Source organism: Streptomyces sp. NPDC030820, from assembly GCF_055572075.1.
Genome location: NZ_JBVIEB010000015.1, coordinates 113132 through 134814, shown reverse-complemented (window position 1 = coordinate 134814; position 21683 = coordinate 113132). Strand labels below are relative to the sequence as shown.

The window sequence follows — 21683 nt, the reverse complement described above, 5'->3', positions numbered from 1 at the left end:
GTCACATGCAAGCCGTAGGCGTCACACGGCAGTTGTGATCTCCGCGCCGAGGCTCTCGCCGAGCACGAAGGCGGGGTCGACCTGCGCCGCCAGGTCGACCCCGGTGCGCTCGTTGCCCCACGCCTCGGCGTTCTTCAGGTGGAAGTGCACCATCTGACGGGTGTAGCGCTCCCAGTCCCGCAGCTCGTACGTGGCGTCGGCGGTGGCCCGAAGGGTGTGCAGGGCCTGGGCGTTGGCCTCCTCCAGCAGATCGAACCGGGGCGGACGGCCCTTCTCCATGGCGCGCACCCAGTCCGAGCGGCCGACCGTCACGAGCAGGTCGTCACCGACCTCCGCGCGCAGAAAGTCGATGTCGTCCTGTTCCTGGATCTTGTTGCCGACGACCTTCAGGGCGACGCCGAAGTCGCCGGCGTACTCCTTGTACTGGCGATAGACGGAGACCCCCTTCCGGGTCGGCTCGGCGACGAGGAACGTCATGTCGAAGCGGGTGAACATGCCGGAGGCGAAGGAGTCCGAACCGGCCGTCATGTCGACCACGACGTACTCGTCGGGGCCGTCGACGAGGTGGTTCAGGAACAGCTCCACCGCTCCCGTCTTGGAGTGGTAGCAGGCGACCCCCAGGTCGGCGTCCGTGAAGGGGCCGGTGACCATCAAACGGACGGCGCCGCCGTCGAGTTCCACCGGCCGCGCGCAGGCGTCGTAGACCGGATTGGGCTCCCGCACCCGGACCAGCCGCGAGCCCTCGCCGGGCGGGGTCGTCTTGATCATCGTGGCCGCGGAGGCGATGCGCGGGTTGCCGCCGCGCAGATAGTCCTTGATCAGCGGCAGCCGTTCGCCCATGGCGGGCAGCGCGGCGGCCTCCGCCTCGTCGAGTCCGAGCGCGGGCCCGAGGTGCTGGTTGATGTCCGCGTCGATGGCGACCACCGGGGCGCCGGCGGCCACGAGGTGGCGGATGAACAGGGAGGAGAGCGTGGTCTTGCCGCTGCCGCCCTTCCCGACGAAAGCAATTTTCATGTTCACCAACGGTAGTCGGGTGATAGCTGTAAGTGGCAGTCGGAAGTGAAGAAGACCACTCCTTCGAGGGGTCGGCCGATGGGATGCGTAGTGTCGTACTCATGAGTACGACAGGCGCGAACGCCGACCCGCTCGCGGCCCTGGGCTCGCTGCCCGGTGTGGCCGACTCCGTGGAATCCGTGCGCAAGGCCGTGGACCGGGTCTACGGGCACCGGATCATGCGGCGCCGCAGCGCCGAGATCACCTCCGAGGCGGCCCTGCGCGGTGCCCGGGGCTCCGCGGCGCTGTCCGGCGCCGACTGGGCCCTGGAGGAGGTGCGGCGGCGTACCGACTTCGGCGGCGACGCGGAGGCGCGCGTCATGGGTGCGGCCCTCAGGCTGTCGGCCGAGGCGGGACAGCTGCTGTCCATCTGGCGGCAGTCGCCCCTGAGGGTGCTGGCCCGGCTGCACCTGGTGGCCGCCGCGAGCAAGGGCGACGAGGTCGGCAGGCCGCGCCAGGCCGGCGAGCCGGTGGACGAACCGCTGGTCGAGCTGCCGCTGCCGGACGCGGCGGAGGTCTCCGGGCGGCTGGAGGGGCTCGCGGACCTGATCATCGCCGGGTCGTCCGCGCCCGCGCTGGTCACGGCCGCCGTGGTGCACGGCGAGCTGCTCGCGCTGCGGCCCTTCGTCTCCCACAACGGCCTGGTCGCACGCACGGCCGAACGGATCGTGCTGATCGGAAGCGGCCTGGACCCGAAGGCGATCTGCCCGGCCGAGGTCGGCCACGCCGAGCTGGGCCGCGCCTCCTATCTGGCGGCGCTGGGCGGATACGTCTCCGGCACCCCCGAGGGCATGGCGGCCTGGATCGCGCACTGCGGCCGGGCGATCGAACTGGGTGCGCGCGAGTCGACGGCGGTGTGCGAGGCGCTGCAGCGCGGCGCCGCCTGAGAGGCGCCCCGGCGGGCCGACCCGGACATCAATGCGGCGGTACGAGTCTTCGTACCGCCGCTGGCATGTTCACCGGGTTACCAAGCGTCCTCGATATCTGCCCATCAGGTCGGGGACTTTGCCCGTCACCTGGTGCGGCTGGCCCGTAATCGACGGGTCGACGTCGCGTGGGTGCCCGGTGTCCATGCGTGGTCCGTGGGGCCAACTGCGTAGTGGTAGGTGATCCTCTCGGATGTCCTCTTGGTCTCGCGGGCCTAAGGTCTTTGTACCGCGCGCCGGGAGGAAGCGAAACCCTTGCCTCCGGTTCTTTTACTTTTGGGTTCAAACGACGGTGAAACGGGCCCCGCTTGGACGGGGCTTCGACGTCGGGCGGCGCTTCGACGCCCGGCGGTGCTAGCGCGTCAGGCGGGTGCTTGCGCGTCAGGCGGTGCTTCGGCGTCGACTGGCGTACCAGAAGAGGCCGGCGGTGGCGGCCGCCGCTCCTATGGCCGCCGCCGCGACCAGCGTGGGGCGGGCGGGGACGGTGAGCGTGGGCAGCCGCTTCTTCAGCGGCACCGGCCGGCGGAACTCCAGGACCGGCCAGCCGCGCGCGAGTGCCTCGCGGCGCAGGGCGCGGTCCGGGTTCACCGCGCGAGGGTGCCCGACCGCCTGGAGCATCGGCAGATCGGTCGCCGAGTCGCTGTAGGCGTAACAGCGGTCGAGGTCGTAGCCCTCGGACGCGGCCAGCTCCCGGATCGCCTCGGCCTTGGTCGGGCCGTAGGCGTAGTACTCCACCTCCCCGGTGAAGCAGCCGTCCTCGCCGACGACCATGCGCGTGGCCACCACCCGGTCCGCGCCGAGCAGTTCGCCGACGGGCTCGACCACCTCGGCGCCCGAGGTCGACACGATCACCACGTCCCGGCCGGCCGCGTGGTGCTCCTCGATGAGGGAGGCGGCCTCGTCGTAGATGATCGGGTCGATCAGGTCGTGCAGGGTCTCGGCGACGATCTCCCGCACCTGCTGCACGTTCCAGCCGCGGCACAGGGTGGACAGATACTCGCGCATGCGCTCCATCTGGTCGTGATCCAGGCCGCCGACCTGGAAGACGAACTGGGCATATGCGGTACGCAGCGCGGCCCTGCGGTTGATCAGCCCGCCTTGGTAGAAGGACTTGCTGAAGGTGAGCGTGCTCGACTTCGCAATGACCGTCTTGTCCAGATCAAAGAAGGCTGCCGCGCGGGGCAAGGAGTGGTTTTCCACGCCCCAGAGCATAGGCGCCCACCATTCGGCGTAAGGTGGGGCGCGTGGGTTTGCCTGAGAGGGCTCTCGGGTACACCATGGAAGTCACGGATCGTTCGCGACCGTGCTAACCCGGTCCGACTCCTCCCCCCCCGAGTCGGCCGTGGGGACGACCCCCGCTCTCCCCCCCGGCGGGGGTCGTCGCATGTCCGGATGGGTTTTCTCCCTCCTCCCCCCTTTCTCACGCGACCGCGGGGTCGGTACGACGCCACCGCGGCCGCCGCTTCTGCGCGCCCATGATCCGTTACTCGGGGTAATCGTCGCGCTGCTCTGGGGAAGTCGCACCGGGATCGGCGCAGAGGCCACCGGTATGGGTGACGGCGATATTCACAGCCCCTGAGTTGTCCACAGATTTCGACCAAGATCCACATGATTTCGCGGATCGCTGCACCGTGATTCCAGCGCGCTCGGCCGCGGCGAGTTCATGGCCGGTTCCGATTGCCGGAGCGCCTATGGCCGGTTTCTGTCGGCCGTTCATATGGGGGGCCGCTTGCCGGTTCTTCACACCTTTGGGAATCGCGTGGCCGCAGGGGCTGCGCGGCCCACGCAGCGAAGGGGGAACACCCGTGACCGCAGCCGTCACCCACGACCCGCCGCCCGGCACCCCGGACCGGCCGGGCAGGCCGCTCATCGTCACCGAGGACGCCGAACTCCTGGACGACCTGCTGCGCCTGTGCGCGGCCGCCGGCGCCACACCCGAGGTCCACCACGGCGTACCCGAACACGGCGACGGCTGGGAAACGGCCCCCCTGGTGCTGATCGGAGACGATGCCACCCGCCGGATCGGCGGGGCCACGCGCCGGCGCGGAGTGGTGCTGGTCGGCCGAGACCAGGACGACCCCGGGGTGTGGCAACGCGCCATGGAGATCGGCGCCGACCACGTCCTGATGCTTCCCGACGGCGAGCAGTGGCTGGTGGACCGCATCGCCGATGTCGCCGAGGGAGTCGGCCGCCCGGCCCTCACCGTCGGGGTGATCGGCGGCCGGGGCGGGGCAGGCGCCTCCACGCTCGCGTGCGCGCTCGCCGTCACCTCCGCGCGCGAGGGACTGCGCACCCTCCTCGTGGACGCCGATCCGCTCGGCGGCGGACTCGACGTACTCCTCGGCGGCGAGAGCGCCGACGGACTGCGCTGGCCCGCCTTCGCCGCCTCCCGCGGCCGGGTCGGCGGCGGCGCCCTGGAGGAGTCGCTGCCCGAACTGCACTCCCTTCGGGTGCTGAGCTGGGACCGCGGCGCCTGCGTCGCCGTCCCGCCGCAGGCGGTGCGCGCGGTGCTCGCCGCGGCCCGCCGGCGGGGCGGCACGGTCGTGGTGGACCTGCCCCGCCGGCTCGACGACGGGGTCGCCGAAGTCCTCGCACAGCTCGACCTGGCACTGCTCGTCGTCCCCGCCGAACTGCGCGCGGTCGCGGCCGCCGGGCGGGTCGCCTCCGCCGTCGGCATGGTGGTGCGCGACCTGCGCGTGGCGGTGCGCGGGCCGTACGCACCGGGCCTGGACGACCAGGAGGTGGCCCGGTTGCTCGGCCTGCCGCTGGCCGGCGAGGTGCCGGTCGACCCGCCACTGCTGCGCCCGCGTGGCGGCACGAAACCACCCGGCGCGACCGGACGCGGCCCGCTCGCCCGCTTCTGTACGAACTTCTGGGAGCGGGCGCTGATCGAGGCCGGAGGCACCCGATGAGCCTCCCCGGACTCGACCGCGCGGACGGCGCCGCCCTTCTCGACGGCGTCCGGCGCCGGCTGGCCGAGAGCGGCGCCGAACCCACCCCCGCGCGCGTGGCCCAGGCCCTGCGCGAACAGGGCAGGGTGCTCGGCGATGCCGAAGTCCTCGGCGCGGCCCGGCGGCTGAGGTCCGAACTCGTCGGCACCGGCCCCCTGGAGCCGCTGCTCGCCGACCCGGACGTCACCGACGTCCTGGTGTCCGCCCCCGACCGGGTGTGGGTGGACCGCGGCGGCGGCCTGGAGCTGACCCCGGTGACCTTCCCCGACGCGGCGGCCGTACGACGCCTCGCGCAGCGGCTGGCCGCCGTGGCCGGACGCCGGCTGGACGACGCCCGGCCGTGGGCGGACGCCCGGCTGCCCGACGGCACCCGGCTGCACGCGGTGCTGCCCCCGGTCGCCGTCGGCTGCACCTGCCTGGCCCTGCGGGTCGTGCGGCCCCGGGCGTTCACGCTGGAGGAACTGGTCGAGGCCGGCACGGTGCCGCCTGGCGGCGAGCAGATCCTGCGGGCGCTGCTTACGGCCCGCCTGTCCTTCCTCGTCAGCGGCGGCACCGGAAGCGGTAAGACCACCCTGCTCAGCGCGCTGCTGGGGCTGGTCGGGGCGGGCGAGCGGATCGTGCTCGCCGAGGACTCGGCCGAACTGCGCCCGGACCATCCGCACGTCGTCCGGCTGGAGACCCGGCCCGCCAATCAGGAGGGCGCCGGCCTGGTCACCCTGGAGGACCTCGTCCGGCAGGCGCTGCGGATGCGGCCCGACCGGCTGGTCGTCGGCGAGGTCCGCGGACCGGAGGTCGTGCACCTGCTCGCGGCCCTCAACACGGGTCATGAGGGGGGCTGTTGCACGGTCCACGCCAACGCCGCCGGAGACGTACCGGCCCGCCTGGAGGCGCTGGCCACGGCCGCGGGGCTCGACCGGGCCGCGCTGCACAGCCAGCTGGCGGCCGCCCTCTCCGTGGTTCTGCACCTCGTACGGGACCGGTCCGGGCGGCGCCGGATCGCCGAGGTGCACGTGCTGGACCGGGACGCCACGGGGTTGGTCCGAACGGTGCCGGCCCTGCGCTGGGGCGAGCGGGCCTTCGTACGGGAGCGGGGTTGGGAGCGGCTGGAGCGGCTCCTGGACGCCGGAGCGGACTCGGAAAGGGGTGCGGGAAGTGATCGGTGAGACGTCCATGGGTGCCGCGCTGATCTGTCTCGGCGCGCTGGTCCGGCTGCTGGGCGGGCGGCACTACGGCATGCGGCGGGCGCGGCTGCTGCTGGCGGGCGGCGGAGTGGTGACGGCCGACCCGCCCTCCTGGGACCAGGCGCGCACGGAACTACGGCGGCTGCGCGGCCGGTTGGGGACCGAGTGGTGGGCGCTCGTGGCCGGTCTGCTGCTCGGGCTGCTGGGGGCCTCGGTGATTCCGGTCGTCGCGGGGGCGGCCGGGATGCCGGTGCTGCGCCGGGTGCGGCTGGCCCGACAGGCTCGGCGGGCCCGGGAACGGCGGGCGGACGCGGTGATCGCCCTGTGCGGGGTCCTCGCCGGGGAGGTGCGCGCCGGACGGCAGCCGGGCGAGGCGCTGCTGCGGGCGGCGCGGGACTCCGGCGGGCTCGGCGAGGCGCAGGCGGCCGTGGTCGCGGCGGCCCGGTTCGGCGGGGACGTGCCGGGAGCGCTCACCGCGGCGGCCCGGCAGCCGGGCGCCGAGGGCCTGCTCGGGCTGGCCGCGTGCTGGCGGGTGGCCGTGGACCAGGGTGCCGGGCTCGCGGCGGGCCTGGACCGGCTGGACGCGGCCCTGCGCGCCGAGCGGGACCAGCGCGCCGATCTGCGAGCCCAGTTGGCGGGCGCCCGGGCGACCACGGTGCTGCTCACCGTGCTCCCCGCCCTCGGCCTCCTCCTCGGCTCGGCCATGGGCGCCGACCCGCTCCACGTCCTGCTCCACACGGGCCCCGGCCTGGGCTGCCTGGCGATCGGATCGGCCTTCGAGGCGGCCGGGTTGTGGTGGGCCGTGCGGATCGTGCGGGGAGCGGGGGCGGTGTGAGTGGCGGTGGGGCGGGGCGGTGTGAGTGGTGTGGTGCGGCTCTCGGGGCTGGGCGGCTGTGCGGCGCCGGGGCGTGCGACGGGGCATGCGGGGAGCTGGGGGCGATCAGTGGGGGAGCGGTGTGTGCGGGACAAGGCGCGTGATGGAGCGCGTCGGCTGGGGCATGGGGGGAGAGCGGGCGGTATGAGCGGGGAAGTTGTCCACAGGCTGGGGACGGTCGGGGTCGCTGTGCTGGCCGTCGGCTGGGTGGTTCAGCGGTTGGAGCTGGTCCGGAGGCGACGTCGGGCGCGGCGACGGGTGGCCGAGCTGCTCGGTCGGGAAGTGCCGGCGCCCAGGCGGCGGTCCGCGTCGGCGGAGACGGTGCGGCGGTGGCTGCCGCCGGCCGGGGCGGTGTGCGGTGCCTGGGTCCTGGTCGGTGGTGTGACCGGGGCCGTGCTGGGGCTGGGCGCCGGGGGCGTGCTGTGGTGGTGGCGGAGCCGGCAGTTGGCGGCCGGCCGGGCGGAGCCGGTCGACACGGCCGACGCCACACGCCAACTCCCCCTCGCCGCCGATCTCCTGGCCGCCTGTATCGCGGCCGGCGCCGGACCGGTGATCGCCGCGCAGGCGGTGGGGGAGGCGCTCGACGGGCCGGTCGGGGAGGCGCTGGCGCGGGGCGCGGCCGAGGTGCGGCTCGGTGGTGAACCGGCGGACGCCTGGCGGCGGTTGGCGGAGCTGCCCGGCGCCGGAGCGCTGGCGCGGCTGCTGGAGCGGGCCGACGAGTCCGGGCTTCCGGCGGCCGCTCCGGCCGCGCGCCTCGCCTCCGACGCACGCGCACAGTGGGCCCGCACCGCGACGGCCCGGGCCCGGCGCGCGGCCGTACTGATCTCCGCGCCGGTGGGCCTGTGCTTCCTGCCCGCCTTCATCGCGGTCGGCGTGCTGCCTGTCGTGATCGGACTCGCGGGAGGCGTGATGGGAGGCAGCTGAGACGTACGAGAGCGAACGAGCCCGAGCGGTCAACGGACCGGGCAATCGCGGAGAACCGCAAAGATCATGAATCCCACGGGGGTTGGAATGCACAGGAAGATCAAGGAAGCGGCGGCGGTACGACTGCGCCAGAGGGGCCGCGGGGACGCCGGAATGGTGACGTCCGAGTACGCGATGGGGATCATCGCGGCCGTCGGGTTCGCGTTGCTGCTCTATGAGGTCGTCACCAGCGGCCAGGTCCGGGCGGAGTTGCAGGACATCGTGAAGAAGGCCCTCAGTGAGCGGATGTGAGCGAGGGGCGGACCGGGGGTTCGTGACCGCGGAGGCGGCCGTGGTGCTGTGCGTGCTGGTGGCGTTCACGATGGCGCTGGTCTGGGGGCTGCTCGTGGTGGCGGCGCAGATCCAGTGCGTGGACGCCGCCCGCATCGGTGCCCGGGCCGCCGCCCGTCAGGACCCGGCCGACGCCGTGGTGACGGTGACCCGGCAGGCCGCGCCGCGCGGCGCCCGGGTGACGGTCGGGCGCGAGGGCGATCAGGTACGGGTGACGGTGGTGGCCAGACCGCCGGTGCTGAGCGGACTGCCCTTCGAGGTGCGCGAGCAGGCCGTCGCACCGGCCGAGGAGAGCGCGTCGACCGGAGAGACCGGGGCGACCAGGGAGGCGGAGCCGTGAGACGAGGTGGGGTGAGGGATCGGCAGCACTCGGACCGGGGTTCCGCCACCGTGTGGAGCCTGGGGGCGATGGCCGTGCTGTGTGCGGTGTTCGGCGCCGTGCTCGCGCTGGGCCAGGCCGTCGTCGTCCGGCACCGGGCGGCCGGCGGCGCGGATCTGGCGGCGCTCGCGGCGGCGGCCCACTGGGAGGAGGGTGGCGCGGCGGCCTGCGCGCGGGCCGAGCGGGTGGCGGCGGCCCAGGGGGTACGGCTGGTTCGGTGCGCGATCACCGGCGAGACCTCGGACGTGACGGCGGCCTCGGGAAGAGGCCCGTTCGCGGCGCAGGCCAGGGCCAGAGCGGGGCCGGCGGAAGCGGTGCAGGGTGGCTCCGCGCCGGGAAGACCGGCGGCGGGAAGACCGGCGCCGGGACCTCCCGTACGGCAAGCCCCCATGCCGTAGAGCCCCCCGCCGGGCACACTCAAGCCCGCGGCGCCTGCCCCGGAGTCGGTTCCTCTGTCGGCCGTCTCCCCGCAGCCGGCGCCTCCGCCCCCCGTTCGTCCGGCTTCTCCTCCGGCGCCCCCCGCAACAGCACCGTGAGGAGCCGTACCGCCCCCCTCTTGTGCAGTGGGTCGTTGCCGTTGCCGCACTTCGGGGACTGGATGCAGGACGGGCAGCCGGCCTCGCACTCGCAGGAGGCGATGGCCTCGCGGGTGGCGGCGAGCCAGGTGCGGGCGGTGTGGAAGGCACGCTCGGCGAAACCCGCGCCGCCGGGGTGGCCGTCGTACACGAAGACCGTGGGCAGCAGGGTGTCCGGGTGCAGCGGGATCGACACGCCGCCGATGTCCCAGCGGTCGCAGGTCGCGAAGAGGGGGAGCAGGCCGATGGAGGCGTGTTCGGCGGCGTGCAGGGAGCCGCCGAGGATCTCCGGGGCGATCCGGGCCTCGTCGAGCTGGTCGTCGGTGACGGTCCACCACACCGCGCGGGTGCGCAGCGTACGAGGAGGGAGGTCGAGTCTGGTCTCGCCGAGCACTTCGCCGGTGATGAGGCGTCTGCGGAGGTAGGAGACCACCTGGTTGGTGACCTCGACCGAGCCGTAGCAGAGGCGGCCGGCGCCCCAGGGGATCTCGGTGTCGGTTTCCAGGACGGAGATGGAGGTGGTGTCGCGGGCGACCGTGGAGTACGGCGGGTCGGCCTGCTCGACCAGGGCGACCGAGTCCTCCAGGTCCAGCTGGCGTACCAGGTAGGTGCGGCCCTGGTGGAGATGGACCGCGCCCTCGTGGACGGTGGAGTGCGCGGCGCCCGCGTCGACCGTGCCGAGCAGGCGGCCGGTGCCGGACTCGACGACCTGCACCGGGCGCCCGCCCGCGCCGCGGATGTCGGTCAGGTCGGCGGCCCGCTCCCGGCGTGTCCAGTGCCAGGCCTTCGTCCGCCGGCGCAGCAGCTTCGCGGCCTCCAGCTGCGGCAGCACGTCCGCGCAGGCGGGGCCGAAGAGATCCAGGTCCTCCTCGGTCAGCGGGAGTTCCGCGGCGGCGGCGCACAGGTGCGGGGCGAGGACGTAGGGGTTGTCGGGGTCGAGGACGGTGGACTCCACCGGCTGGTCGAACAAGGCCTCGGGGTGGTGGACCAGGAAGGTGTCCAGCGGGTCGTCGCGGGCCACCAGCACGGCCAGCGCACCCTGTCCGGTACGGCCCGCGCGACCCGCCTGCTGCCACAGGGAGGCGCGTGTGCCCGGGTATCCGGCGATGACCACCGCGTCCAGGCCGGAGACGTCCACGCCGAGCTCCAGGGCCGTCGTGGCGGCCAGCCCGAGGAGTTCGCCGGAGTGCAGGGCGCGTTCCAGGGCGCGGCGCTCCTCGGGGAGGTAGCCGCCGCGGTAGGCCGCGACACGCCGGACCAAAGAGCGGTCGACCTCGGCCAGCTTCTCCTGGGCGATCAACGAGATCAGCTCGGCGCCGCGCCGGGACCGTACGAAGGCCACCGAGCGCACGCCCTGCACGGTGAGGTCGGTCAGCAGATCGGCGGTCTCGGCGGTGGCGGTACGCCGTACGGGTGCGCCCTTCTCGCCGTGCAGCTCGGTGAGCGAGGGCTCCCACAGGGCGAAGACCAGCTCCCCGCGCGGAGAGGCGTCGTCGGCGACCTCGGTCACCGGCAGGCCGGTCAGCCGGCGGGCGGCGACGGCGGGCTCGGCGGCGGTCGCCGAGGCCAGCAGGAAGACGGGTGAGGCGCCGTAGCGGGCGCACAGACGGCGCAGCCGGCGCAGCACCTGGGCGACGTGCGAGCCGAAGACACCCCGGTAGGTGTGGCACTCGTCGACGACGACGTACTTGAGGGACTTCAGGAAGGAGGACCAGCGCGGGTGGGAGGGGAGTATCCCGCGGTGCAGCATGTCGGGGTTGGTGAGGACGTAGTTGGCGTACTGGCGGATCCACTCCCGCTCCTCGAACGGGGTGTCGCCGTCGTACACGGCCGGGCGCACCGAGGTGCCGAGCGGCTGTGAAAGTTCCTTCACCGACCGGCACTGGTCCGCCGCAAGTGCCTTGGTGGGGGCGAGGTACAGCGCGGTGGCCCCTCGGCCGTTCGGAGCCTCGGAACCGTCCATAAGGGTGGACAGGACGGGCACGAGGTACGCGAGGGACTTGCCGGAGGCGGTGCCGGTGGCGACGACCACCGAGTCGCCGTCCAGGGCGTGCTCCGCGGCCAGCGCCTGGTGCGCCCAGGGGTGTTCGATGCCGCACGCCTGGACGGCCGCGATCACCTCGGACCGGATTCGGTCAGGCCAGACGGCATGGCGGCCCACGCGCGGGGGCAAGTGCTCCGTATGAGTGATGCGCGCAGACCGGCTCGGCCCGGAGGCGAGCCGGTCGAGGACCGCGCCCGGAGACGGGCGGGACGCCGGGTCCGCCGGGGATCGATCGGATCGGTGATTCTTGGCCATCGGCACCGAGTGTGTCACTGGCGTGACGGACAATGGAGCCAAGGCGTCGTGCACGCCTGCCGGTAAGTGATTGAATGCCATCGCGGCTGGCGATGCGTCCCGGGGGCCGCCGAGGTGTCCCGAGGGGCGTCCGCTCGATAGCAAGGTGCTGGAGGATCCGTGGACCTGTCCCTGTCGACCCGTACCGTCGGCGATCGTACGGTCGTCGAGGTCGGTGGCGAAATCGATGTATACACCGCGCCCAAGCTGCGCGAGCAGCTGGTCGAGCTGGTGAACGACGGCAATTTCCACCTCGTCGTCGACATGGAGGGCGTGGACTTCCTCGACTCCACCGGGCTCGGCGTGCTGGTCGGCGGCCTGAAGCGAGTGCGTGCCCACGAGGGCTCGCTGCGCCTGGTCTGCAACCAGGAGCGCATTCTCAAGATCTTCCGTATCACCGGCCTCACCAAGGTGTTCCCGATCCACACCTCGGTCGAGGAAGCGGTGGCGGCCACCGACTGACCCTGGACCGGTCACCGGCGCCGGGCTCCCGTCGGAGTCCGGACGCCGGCCGGTGACGTCCGGCCCGCTGCGTTCGCGGCCGGTGCGTCGACCGGTTCCTTCCCGGGCTTCGAAGCGGCCCGGGGCACAGAAGCACAGCAGGGGGTGTGCGGGCTCTCGGCGGCCCCGCCCCCGACCGCACGCCCGTAGTCGCGAGGGGGATGCATGGCCACCGTCGAACTCCGCTTCAGCGCGCTGCCCGAGCACGTCCGGACCGCCCGGTTGGTGGCGGCCGCGGTGGCACGCAGGGCCGGAGTGGACGAGGCCGTCCTGGACGAGGTCAGGCTCGCCGTCGGCGAGGCCTGCTCCCGTGCTGTCGGACTGCACCAGAGCAGCGGCATCAGCGCGCCCGTGAAGGTGGCGCTGATCGAAGAGGAGAAACAGTTCTCCATCGAGGTCGGCGACGAGGCGCCGCACGCCGCCCCCGGCGACACGCCCGGAGCCGGAGACGGCGAGGCGGAGGTCGAGGAGGACGAGATGGGCCTCGCGGTCATCAGCGGCCTCGTCGACGACGTCCAGGTCACCACCGGACACGACGGCGGCCTGATCCGCATGACCTGGCCGACCGCACCCCCGGCCACGGCGCTGGTCTGAGCGCCGCCGTACCACTCGACGAGGGCCCTGCCTGGCAGGGCCCTCGCTGTTTTCCCAGCGTGCAGGGGCAGCCTCCCGAATTCGTGAATGAATTCACGATCAAACAATGCCCTCGGGGCATTACTCCATTCGGGTTGTCGGGACGGGATCTCGATCATTTGCTGATGAGTCGGCGGAGGAGAATTCCGTTTACCGCGCTCTGTTTAGATCACACTGAGGTACCTAGAATCCCCACATCTTGAGCTCAGCCCAAGCGTCAAGGAGGACGAATGGCGGGGCTTTCTACCCCTCAATCGGGTCACCCCACATCCCTCGCAGCCGCGGTCCTGACCAACGACAACCGGATCATGGTGGCCGTCATCGCGGCGGTCGCCCTGGCCGCGTTGGTGGTCGCGGGGATCCTGGTGCGCCAGGTGCTGGCGGCGGGCGAGGGCACCGACAGCATGAAGCGGATCGCCGAGGCGGTCCAGGAAGGCGCGAAGGCGTATCTCGCCCGGCAGTTGCGTACGCTGGGCGTATTCGCCGTCGTCGTCTTCTTCCTGCTCATGCTGCTGCCCGCGGACGACTGGAATCAGCGTGCCGGACGATCGGTGTTCTTCCTGATCGGAGCGGCGTTCTCGGCGGCCACCGGCTATATCGGCATGTGGCTCGCCGTGCGCAGCAATGTCAGGGTCGCCGCGGCGGCCCGGGAAGCCACCCCGGCACCGGGCGAACCGCAAAAGGATCTCACCACCGTCTCGCACACCGCGATGAAGATCGCATTTCGCACGGGCGGCGTCGTCGGCATGTTCACGGTGGGGCTCGGCCTGCTGGGCGCCTCCTGCGTGGTGCTGGTGTACGCGGCCGACGCTCCGAAGGTGCTGGAGGGCTTCGGCCTCGGCGCCGCCCTGATCGCGATGTTCATGCGTGTGGGCGGCGGCATCTTCACCAAGGCCGCCGACGTCGGCGCCGACCTGGTCGGCAAGGTCGAACAGGGCATTCCGGAGGACGACCCGCGCAATGCCGCGACCATCGCCGACAACGTGGGCGACAACGTCGGCGACTGCGCGGGTATGGCGGCCGACCTCTTCGAGTCGTACGCCGTGACCCTGGTGGCCGCCCTGATCCTCGGCAAGGCCGCCTTCGGCAACTCCGGACTCGCCTTCCCGCTGCTCGTGCCCGCCATCGGCGTCCTCACGGCGATGATCGGCATCTTCGCGGTCGCCCCGCGGCGCGCCGACCGCAGCGGCATGACGGCGATCAACCGCGGTTTCTTCATCTCCGCGGTGATCTCGCTCGCGCTGGTCGCGATCGCCGTCTTCGTCTACCTGCCCTCGAAGTACTCCGCTCTGCACGGCGTGACGGACGCGGCGATCAGGGGCAAGGCCGGCGATCCGCGGATCCTGGCCCTGGTCGCGGTGGCGATCGGCATCCTGCTCGCCGCCGTCATCCAGCAGCTGACCGGCTACTTCACCGAGACCAACCGCCGCCCGGTCCGGGACATCGGCAAGACCTCCCTCACCGGACCGGCCACCGTCGTCCTGTCCGGCATCTCGGTCGGTCTGGAATCCGCCGTCTACACCGCGCTGCTCATCGGGCTCGGCGTGTACGGCGCGTTCCTGCTCGGCGGTACGTCGATCATGCTCGCGCTGTTCGCGGTCGCGCTGGCCGGCACCGGCCTGCTCACCACGGTCGGCGTGATCGTCGCCATGGACACCTTCGGTCCGGTCTCCGACAACGCGCAGGGCATCGCCGAGATGTCCGGCGACGTCGAGGGCGCGGGCGCCCAGGTGCTCACCAACCTGGACGCGGTCGGCAACACCACCAAGGCCATCACCAAGGGCATCGCCATCGCCACCGCCGTCCTCGCCGCGTCGGCGCTGTTCGGGTCGTACCGCGACGCGATCACCACCAACGTGCAGGACGTCGGGGTGAGACTCACCGGGCCGGGCGCGCCGCTGAGTCTGTCCCTGGACATCTCGCAGCCCAACAACCTCGTCGGCCTCATCGCGGGCGCCGCGGTCGTCTTCCTCTTCTCCGGACTGGCCATCAACGCCGTGTCGCGGTCGGCGGGTTCGGTGGTGTTCGAGGTGCGGCGGCAGTTCCGCGAGAAGCCCGGGATCATGGACTTCACCGAGAAACCCGAGTACGGCAAGGTCGTCGACATCTGCACCAAGGACGCCCTGCGGGAGCTGGCCACGCCAGGTCTGCTCGCCGTCATGGCGCCGATCTTCATCGGGTTCACGCTCGGCGTCGGCTCGCTCGGCTCCTACCTCGCCGGCGCGATCGGCGCGGGCACGCTGATGGCGGTGTTCCTCGCCAACTCCGGCGGCGCCTGGGACAACGCCAAGAAGCTGGTGGAGGACGGCCACCACGGCGGCAAGGGCAGTGAGGCCCACGCGGCCACGGTGATCGGCGACACCGTCGGTGACCCCTTCAAGGACACCGCGGGACCGGCGATCAACCCGCTGCTGAAGGTCATGAACCTGGTCTCGCTGCTCATCGCGCCCGCGGTGATCAAGTTCTCCTACGGCAGCGACAAGAGCCTCGGCGTACGGATCGCGATCGCGATCCTCGCGCTCGCCGTGATCGTCGCCGCCGTGTACGTCTCCAAGCGGCGCGGCATCGCCGTCGGCGACGACGAGAGCGCCGAACGGGTCCCCAACTCACCGAACACGGCGGTGGTTTCCTAGATCTTCCGGGAGGCCCTGCTCAACGGGCGGGCGGGCGGCGCGTGCTGACGTGCCGCCCGCCCGCTTCCGTCTGTGGGTGCGTCTCGGGTGCGTCTTCGGGCGCGGCTGTGGGCTCGCCCACGTGGTGAGCCTTCTCTCTCATGGTGCAAAGGGTTGCAAAGCGATCCTTAGGGGGCGTTCGGGGTGCGGAGGGTGGGGGTCCGCCGTGTAGGGTCCGTGGGCCGAGAGCCATGGAAGGGACCAATCCGGTGAACAAGAAGCTCGCGGCCGCGCTGTCCGGCGGTGCGGTACTGGTGGTGGCGCTGTCGGGATGCACCAGCAGCGGCGGTGACAAGGGACCCGACCCCAAGCTGGTCGCCTGGGCCAAGTCGGTGTGTGACGCGGTGCCCGCGCAGGACGCGAAGATCAAGGCGGCGAACGCGGCGATCAGTACGACGGCCGCCGACACCGCCAAGCCCGAGACCCTCCAGAAGACGGACTCGCAGGCCTTCCAGGACATGGCCGACGGCTACAAGGCGATAGCCACCGCCGTCAGCGACGCGGGTGCGCCGCCCGGTGTCCAGGACGGCGCCAAGCGGCTCCAGGACGTCGTCAAGAGCTTCAACGGCCTCTCCGCCTCCTACGCCGGCCTGAAGAAGCAGGTCGACGCGCTGAACACCAAGGACCAGGCCAAGTTCGCCTCGGGGCTGCACGACATCGCGGTGCAGATGACGGACCTGGAGAAGCAGCACAAGAGCGGCACCGACGCGCTGGAGAAGCTCCAGCAGGGCGACGTCAAGAACGCCATTGCCCAGCAGGCCAGCTGCAAGAAGGTCGCCGCCACGGCTTCGTCGGCGTCCTCGCCGTCCGCGGGCTGACCCGATGGCGGCCGGCGGCTACAGCTGACGGAACGGCGGCCAACGGCTACAGCTGACGGGATGACAGCCCACGGCTACGGCTGACGCCGGGCGGTCGGCGGCTCACGGCCTCGGCTGACAGCCTCGGCTCACGGATCGGAGGGCAGGCTCGGCGGCCCCGCCCGGGCCGCCCGCGGCCGTGTCCCGAGGCGTGGCGGGGCCGAGCCGGGAGGCGTGCTGAGGCCGCGTCCGGGAGGGGCCGCGGGCCACAATGGGGGGTGTGACTGACTCCGGACTCGCTTCCCTGCCCGCTTCCGACCGGCCCGACATCGCCGCGCGCCTGCGTGAGGCGCTGCTGGCCGCCTCCTTCACCGTCGACGGGCTGCTCGACCTGCTCGGCGCCCCCGCGTACGCGGCGCTGGCCCGCAGCGAGACCGTGCCCGCCCTGCGGGCGACCCGTGGCGACACACCGCTGGAGACGCTCGTACGGCTGTTCCTGCTCCAGCAACCGGTGCCGTACGCGCGCGTGGCGGCCGTTCTGCCGGCCGAGGAGGCGCTGGAAGCCGGGTGGCTCACGCGCGTGGGCGGCGACGAGGTGGCCGCCACCGTGGATGTACGGCCCTACGGCGGTGCCGACGGCGAGGACTGGTTCATCGTCTCCGACCTGGGCTGCGCGGTCGGCGGGGCCGGCGGGATCGGGCAGCGCGACGAGGGCGTCGTGCTCGGCGTCGGCGGTGCCTCCACGACCCTCGCCGGCATCACCGTCCGTACGCCGGTCGCGTCCGCCCTGGACCTCGGCACCGGCTCCGGCATCCAGGCGCTGCACGCCGCCCAGCACGCCACGCGCGTGACGGCGACCGACCTCAACCCGCGCGCGCTGCACATCACCGCGCTCACGCTCGCGCTCTCCGCCGCCCCCGCCGCCGACCTGCGCGAGGGCTCGCTGTTCGAACCGGTGCGGGACGACGAGACCTTCGACCTGATCGTCTCCAACCCGCCCTTCGTCATCTCGCCCGGCGCCCGCCTCACCTACCGGGACGGTGGCATGGGCGGGGACGATCTGTGCCGCTCGCTCGTTCAGCAGGCGGGGGAACGGCTGAACGAGGGCGGGTTCGCGCAGTTCCTCGCCAACTGGCAGCACGTGGCAGGGGAGGACTGGCAGGACAGACTCAGGTCATGGGTGCCGCGCGGGTGCGATGCCTGGATCGTGCAGCGCGAGGTGCAGGACGTCACGCAGTACGCCGAGCTGTGGCTGAGGGACGCCGGTGACCACCGCGGGGATCCGGCGGAGTACCAGGCGCGCTACGACGCCTGGCTCGACGAGTTCGAGGCGCGCAAGGTCAAGGCGGTCGGCTTCGGCTGGATCACCCTGCGCCGGACGGGTTCCGCCAAGCCCGTCATCACGGTCGAGGAGTGGCCGCACCCGGTCGAGCAGCCTCTCGGGGACACGATCCGGGCGCACTTCGAGCGTCTCGACTATCTCCGTGAGCACGACGACGCGGCGCTGCTCGACAGCCACTTCAAGCTCGCCGCCGAGGTGGTCCAGGAGCAGGTCGGGCTGCCCGGTGCCGAGGACCCGGAGCATGTGGTGCTGCGCCAGCACCGCGGGATGCGCCGGGCCACGAAGGTGGACACCGTCGGCGCCGGGTTCGCGGGCGTCTGCGACGGCACACTGAGCGCGGGCCGCATCCTGGACGCCATCGCCCAGCTCATGGAGGAGGATCCGGTGGTGCTCCGCGACCGGACGCCCGCCCAGATCCGCCTGCTGGTGGAGCAGGGCTTCCTCGAGCCGGCGCACTGACCGGGCCGGACGGTGCGACAGCGCTGCGGCGGCTGTTCCGGCGTGCGGTGACTACAGCGGCTGGTCCGGCGTGCGGAGGGCTACGGCGGCTGGGTCGCCTGAGTACGCCGGGTACCGGTGCGGTCGTAGCCGTCGTGCCGATGCCCTCGTGGTCGCGCCCGGATCATCGTCGTATGCAGGTGGCACGGGCCGGTGCGGACCGGTGCTGCAGGCGCTGTGACGCGTCCATGCTGCTGCCGTGACGCGCCCATGCCCGGAAAACGGCCGGAAAAATATGGATGCCGCCCCCATCCGGGGCTCCATTCGACCATGTGTGCGATATCACGTCGGCCTGCCGTTCACCCCGAGGTCGCCCGCCCGTCCCCCTCTCGTCTCCCTTGCGTGCCAGTCTCCCGGCGCGGGCAGAGCCGGACGGCGCGGAAGGGGTGGGCGGGGGATGGAGAGTGGGCCGGCGATCTTCGCGGGAATGGTGTTCGCCCTGTTCGGAGGCGCCCTGCTGGCCTGGACCGGCACCCGCCTCAGGCGCCGCGAGCCGGTGGCCCACGGTGTGAACCAGGTCGCATCGGCGGCCCTCGCGAGCGTGGCCGGGACGGTCGCGCTGGCCCTCGGTGTGTACTGCCTGACCCGCCTCTGACGTCGGTAGGCGCGCGGTGGTGAGAGTGCCGCGAAAGTAAGGGGAGCGTCACGCTCCGGACATGCGTCGGGTGGGTACCCGGCAGTCCGGGCGGCAGGAATGGCGGTAGTCGGGTTACCGTTCGAGTGGCCGTTGTGGGCTTTTCCCGTTTGACACGGGAGCGGGATGTACCGTCACACTCCGCAGCGTCACACGTGCCAGCAGTACGCCGCGACCCCGGGAGGAAGCCCTGGGGAGGCCCCAGCGTCGACCGGAGAGAAGAGCGAAGTTGTCCCCGACCAGCGAGACCGCACAGGGCGGCCGCCGACTCGTCATCGTCGAGTCGCCTGCCAAGGCGAAGACGATCAAGGGCTACCTCGGCCCCGGCTACGTCGTCGAAGCGAGCGTCGGGCACATCCGCGACCTCCCCAACGGCGCCGCGGAGGTGCCCGAGAAGTACACCGGCGAGGTGCGCCGCCTCGGTGTGGACGTCGACCATGACTTCCAGCCGATCTATGTGATCAACGCCGACAAGAAGGCGCAGGTCAAGAAGCTCAAGGACCTGCTGAAGGACTCCGACGAGCTCTTCCTCGCCACCGATGAGGACCGGGAGGGCGAGGCGATCGCCTGGCACCTCCAGGAGGTCCTCAAGCCGAAGATCCCGGTCAAGCGGATGGTCTTCCACGAGATCACCAAGGACGCGATCCGCGAGGCCGTCGCCAACCCGCGCCAGCTCAACCAGAAGCTGGTCGACGCCCAGGAGACCCGCCGCATCCTCGACCGTCTCTACGGCTACGAGGTCTCGCCGGTCCTGTGGAAGAAGGTCATGCCGCGCCTGTCGGCCGGCCGTGTCCAGTCCGTCGCCACGCGTCTCGTCGTCGAGCGGGAACGCGAGCGCATCGCGTTCCGTTCTGCCGAGTACTGGGACCTGACGGGCACCTTCGCGACCGGCCGCGCGGGCGATCCGTCGGACCCGTCGTCGCTGGTCGCCCGCCTGCAGACCGTCGACGGCAGGCGGATCGCGCAGGGCCGCGACTTCGACTCCCTGGGACAGCTCAAGAGCGAGAACACCCTCCACCTCGACGAGGCGACCGCCCGCGCCCTCGCCGCCGCCCTGGAGAACACCCGCTTCTCCGTGCGGTCCGTCGAGTCCAAGCCGTACCGCCGCTCGCCGTACGCCCCGTTCCGTACGACGACGCTGCAGCAGGAGGCCAGCCGCAAGCTCGGCTTCGGCGCGAAGGCGACGATGCAGATCGCGCAGAAGCTGTACGAGAACGGCTACATCACGTACATGCGTACGGACTCCACGACGCTGAGCGACACCGCGATCGCGGCCGCCCGCGCCCAGGTCACGCAGCTGTACGGCGCCGACTACCTGCCCCCGCAGCCGCGCACCTACGCCGCCAAGGTCAAGAACGCGCAGGAGGCCCACGAGGCGATCCGTCCCTCGGGTGATCGTTTCCGCACTCCCGCCGAGACCGGCCTGACCGGCGACCAGTTCAAGCTCTACGAACTGATCTGGAAGCGGACCGTCGCCTCCCAGATGAAGGACGCGACCGGCAACAGCGTGACCGTGCGGATCGGCGGCACCGCCGCCGACGGCCGGGACGTCGAGTTCAGCGCCTCCGGCAAGACGATCACCTTCCACGGCTTCCTGAAGGCCTACGTCGAGGGTGCCGACGACCCGAACGCCGAGCTGGACGACCGTGAGCGCCGGCTGCCGCAGGTCGCCGAGGGCGACCCGCTGTCCGCCGAGGAGATCACGGTCGACGGCCACGCCACCAAGCCCCCGGCCCGCTACACCGAGGCCTCCCTGGTCAAGGAGCTGGAAGAGCGCGAGATCGGCCGCCCGTCGACGTACGCGTCGATCATCGGCACGATCCTCGACCGCGGCTACGTCTTCAAGAAGGGCACGGCACTCGTCCCGTCCTTCCTGTCCTTCGCCGTGGTCAACCTCCTGGAGAAGCACTTCGGGCGGCTGGTCGACTACGACTTCACCGCCAAGATGGAGGACGACCTCGACCGCATCGCGGCCGGTGAGGCCAAGGCCGTGCCGTGGCTCAAGCGCTTCTACTTCGGCGAAGGCACCGGTCACGGTGGCGCGGCCGAGGCGGGCAACGGCGACGGGGACCACCTCGGTGGCCTCAAGGAGCTGGTGACCGACCTGGGCGCCATCGACGCGCGCGAGGTGTCGTCGTTCCCGGTGGGCAACGGCATCGTGCTCCGTGTCGGCCGCTACGGCCCGTACATCGAGCGCGGCGAGAAGGACACCGAGCAGCACCAGCGCGCCGACATCCCGGACGACCTGGCGCCGGACGAGCTGAACGTCGAGCTGGCCGAGGAGCTGCTGGCCAAGCCCAGCGGCGACTTCGAGCTGGGCACCGACCCGGCCACCGGCCACCAGATCGTCGCGAAGGCCGGCCGCTACGGCCCGTACGTCACGGAGGTCCTCCCCGAGGGCACCCCGAAGACCGGCAAGAACGCGGTCAAGCCGCGTACGGCCTCGCTGTTCAAGTCCATGTCGCTCGACACGGTGACGCTCGACGACGCCCTGAAGCTGATGTCGCTGCCGCGGATCGTCGGCACCGACGCCGACGGCCAGGAGATCACCGCGCAGAACGGCCGCTACGGCCCGTACCTGAAGAAGGGCACGGACTCGCGTTCGCTGCAGTCCGAGGACCAGATCTTCACGATCACGCTGGAGGAGGCGCAGGCGATCTACGCCCAGCCCAAGCAGCGTGGCCGGGCCGCCGCCAAGCCGCCGCTGAAGGAGCTGGGCGAGGACCCGGTCTCCGGCAAGCCGGTCGTGGTCAAGGACGGCCGCTTCGGGCCGTACGTCACCGACGGCGAGACCAACGCGACCCTGCGCTCCGGCGACAGCGTCGAGGCGATCACCCCGGAGCGCGGCTTCGAGCTGCTCGCCGAGAAGCGCGCGAAGGCGCCCGCCAAGAAGACCGCGAAGAAGGCCCCGGCCAAGAAGGCGGCTCCGGCGAAGAAGACCGCCGCCAAGAAGACGGCGGCGAAGAAGACGACCGCGGCCGCGAAGAAGACCACGGCGAAGAAGACGACCGCCAAGAAGGCAACGGCTTCCAAGGCGACGGCTTCGGGCACGGAGGACTGACCGCCGAGGACTGA

The 21683-nt window shown here is 72.0% G+C and carries 18 protein-coding genes; 15 read left to right on the top strand and 3 right to left on the bottom strand.

Annotated elements, in window-relative coordinates; translation table 11 throughout:
- Positions 1-21: 21 nt before the first annotated feature.
- A complete protein-coding gene (locus ACZ418_RS34290) occupies positions 22-1014 on the bottom strand; it encodes an ATP-binding protein (protein WP_468370935.1) in 993 nt (330 codons plus the stop codon).
- 101 nt (positions 1015-1115) lie between these two features.
- On the opposite strand from ACZ418_RS34290, the gene ACZ418_RS34285 reads away from it, so the two are divergent.
- Positions 1116-1940, top strand: coding sequence for a Fic family protein (locus ACZ418_RS34285; protein WP_468370934.1), 825 nt, complete (start codon positions 1116-1118; stop codon positions 1938-1940).
- Between the two features lie 420 nt (positions 1941-2360).
- Here ACZ418_RS34285 and ACZ418_RS34280 read toward each other — a convergent pair whose 3' ends face one another.
- Positions 2361-3191, bottom strand: coding sequence for an HAD family hydrolase (locus tag ACZ418_RS34280; RefSeq protein WP_468370933.1), 831 nt, complete (start codon positions 3189-3191; stop codon positions 2361-2363).
- 593 nt (positions 3192-3784) lie between these two features.
- On the opposite strand from ACZ418_RS34280, the gene ssd reads away from it, so the two are divergent.
- The 7 genes from ssd (at position 3785) to ACZ418_RS34245 (ending at position 9016) form a co-directional block, all read left to right on the top strand.
- Positions 3785-4891 carry a septum site-determining protein Ssd gene (gene ssd / locus ACZ418_RS34275; RefSeq protein WP_468370932.1) on the top strand — a complete coding sequence of 369 codons (1107 nt, stop codon included), beginning with the start codon at positions 3785-3787 and terminating at the stop codon, positions 4889-4891.
- Entirely contained in the window at positions 4888-6093 is a 1206-nt protein-coding gene (locus tag ACZ418_RS34270; RefSeq protein ID WP_468370931.1) for a TadA family conjugal transfer-associated ATPase, read from the top strand. Before ssd ends, ACZ418_RS34270 begins: the two co-directional genes overlap by 4 nt.
- Positions 6094-6100: 7 nt before the next feature.
- Entirely contained in the window at positions 6101-6946 is an 846-nt protein-coding gene (locus tag ACZ418_RS34265; protein WP_468371067.1) for a type II secretion system F family protein, read from the top strand.
- A 183-nt stretch (positions 6947-7129) separates the two neighbouring features.
- Positions 7130-7909 carry a type II secretion system F family protein gene (locus tag ACZ418_RS34260; RefSeq protein ID WP_468370930.1) on the top strand — a complete coding sequence of 260 codons (780 nt, stop codon included), beginning with the start codon at positions 7130-7132 and terminating at the stop codon, positions 7907-7909.
- Between the two features lie 87 nt (positions 7910-7996).
- Positions 7997-8200, top strand: a complete 204-nt coding sequence (locus tag ACZ418_RS34255; protein WP_468370928.1) for a DUF4244 domain-containing protein — start codon at positions 7997-7999, stop codon at positions 8198-8200.
- A complete protein-coding gene (locus ACZ418_RS34250; RefSeq protein ID WP_468370927.1) occupies positions 8187-8579 on the top strand; it encodes a TadE family type IV pilus minor pilin in 393 nt (130 codons plus the stop codon). The genes ACZ418_RS34255 and ACZ418_RS34250 overlap by 14 nt, the downstream gene beginning before the upstream one ends.
- Complete coding sequence (locus tag ACZ418_RS34245; RefSeq protein WP_468370925.1) at positions 8576-9016, top strand: Rv3654c family TadE-like protein; 441 nt, start codon at positions 8576-8578, stop codon at positions 9014-9016. Before ACZ418_RS34250 ends, ACZ418_RS34245 begins: the two co-directional genes overlap by 4 nt.
- 19 nt (positions 9017-9035) lie before the next feature.
- On the opposite strand, the gene ACZ418_RS34240 is transcribed toward ACZ418_RS34245, so the two are convergent.
- Positions 9036-11573, bottom strand: a complete 2538-nt coding sequence (locus ACZ418_RS34240; protein WP_468370924.1) for a DEAD/DEAH box helicase — start codon at positions 11571-11573, stop codon at positions 9036-9038.
- Between the two features lie 78 nt (positions 11574-11651).
- Between ACZ418_RS34240 and bldG the strand changes: the two genes are divergently transcribed.
- The 7 genes from bldG to topA all read left to right on the top strand — a co-directional run bounded on the left by bldG (position 11652) and on the right by topA (position 21669).
- Positions 11652-11993, top strand: coding sequence for an anti-sigma factor antagonist BldG (gene bldG, locus ACZ418_RS34235; RefSeq protein WP_010986038.1), 342 nt, complete (start codon positions 11652-11654; stop codon positions 11991-11993).
- A gap of 204 nt (positions 11994-12197) precedes the next feature.
- Positions 12198-12626, top strand: coding sequence for an ATP-binding protein (locus ACZ418_RS34230; protein WP_468370922.1), 429 nt, complete (start codon positions 12198-12200; stop codon positions 12624-12626).
- Positions 12627-12895: 269 nt separating this feature from the next.
- The gene (locus ACZ418_RS34225; protein WP_468370921.1) at positions 12896-15298 is read left to right on the top strand and encodes a sodium-translocating pyrophosphatase; all 2403 of its coding nucleotides are present in this window, start codon (positions 12896-12898) and stop codon (positions 15296-15298) included.
- A gap of 230 nt (positions 15299-15528) precedes the next feature.
- Positions 15529-16155: a small secreted protein gene (locus ACZ418_RS34220; protein WP_468370919.1), complete on the top strand. Its 627-nt coding sequence runs from the start codon at positions 15529-15531 to the stop codon at positions 16153-16155.
- 250 nt (positions 16156-16405) lie between these two features.
- Positions 16406-17935: a DUF7059 domain-containing protein gene (locus ACZ418_RS34215; protein ID WP_468370918.1), complete on the top strand. Its 1530-nt coding sequence runs from the start codon at positions 16406-16408 to the stop codon at positions 17933-17935.
- A gap of 436 nt (positions 17936-18371) precedes the next feature.
- Positions 18372-18569, top strand: a complete 198-nt coding sequence (locus ACZ418_RS34210) for a hypothetical protein (protein ID WP_351611202.1) — start codon at positions 18372-18374, stop codon at positions 18567-18569.
- Between the two features lie 268 nt (positions 18570-18837).
- Positions 18838-21669, top strand: coding sequence for a type I DNA topoisomerase (gene topA / locus ACZ418_RS34205; RefSeq protein ID WP_468370915.1), 2832 nt, complete (start codon positions 18838-18840; stop codon positions 21667-21669).
- The last annotated feature ends 14 nt before the right edge of the window (positions 21670-21683 follow it).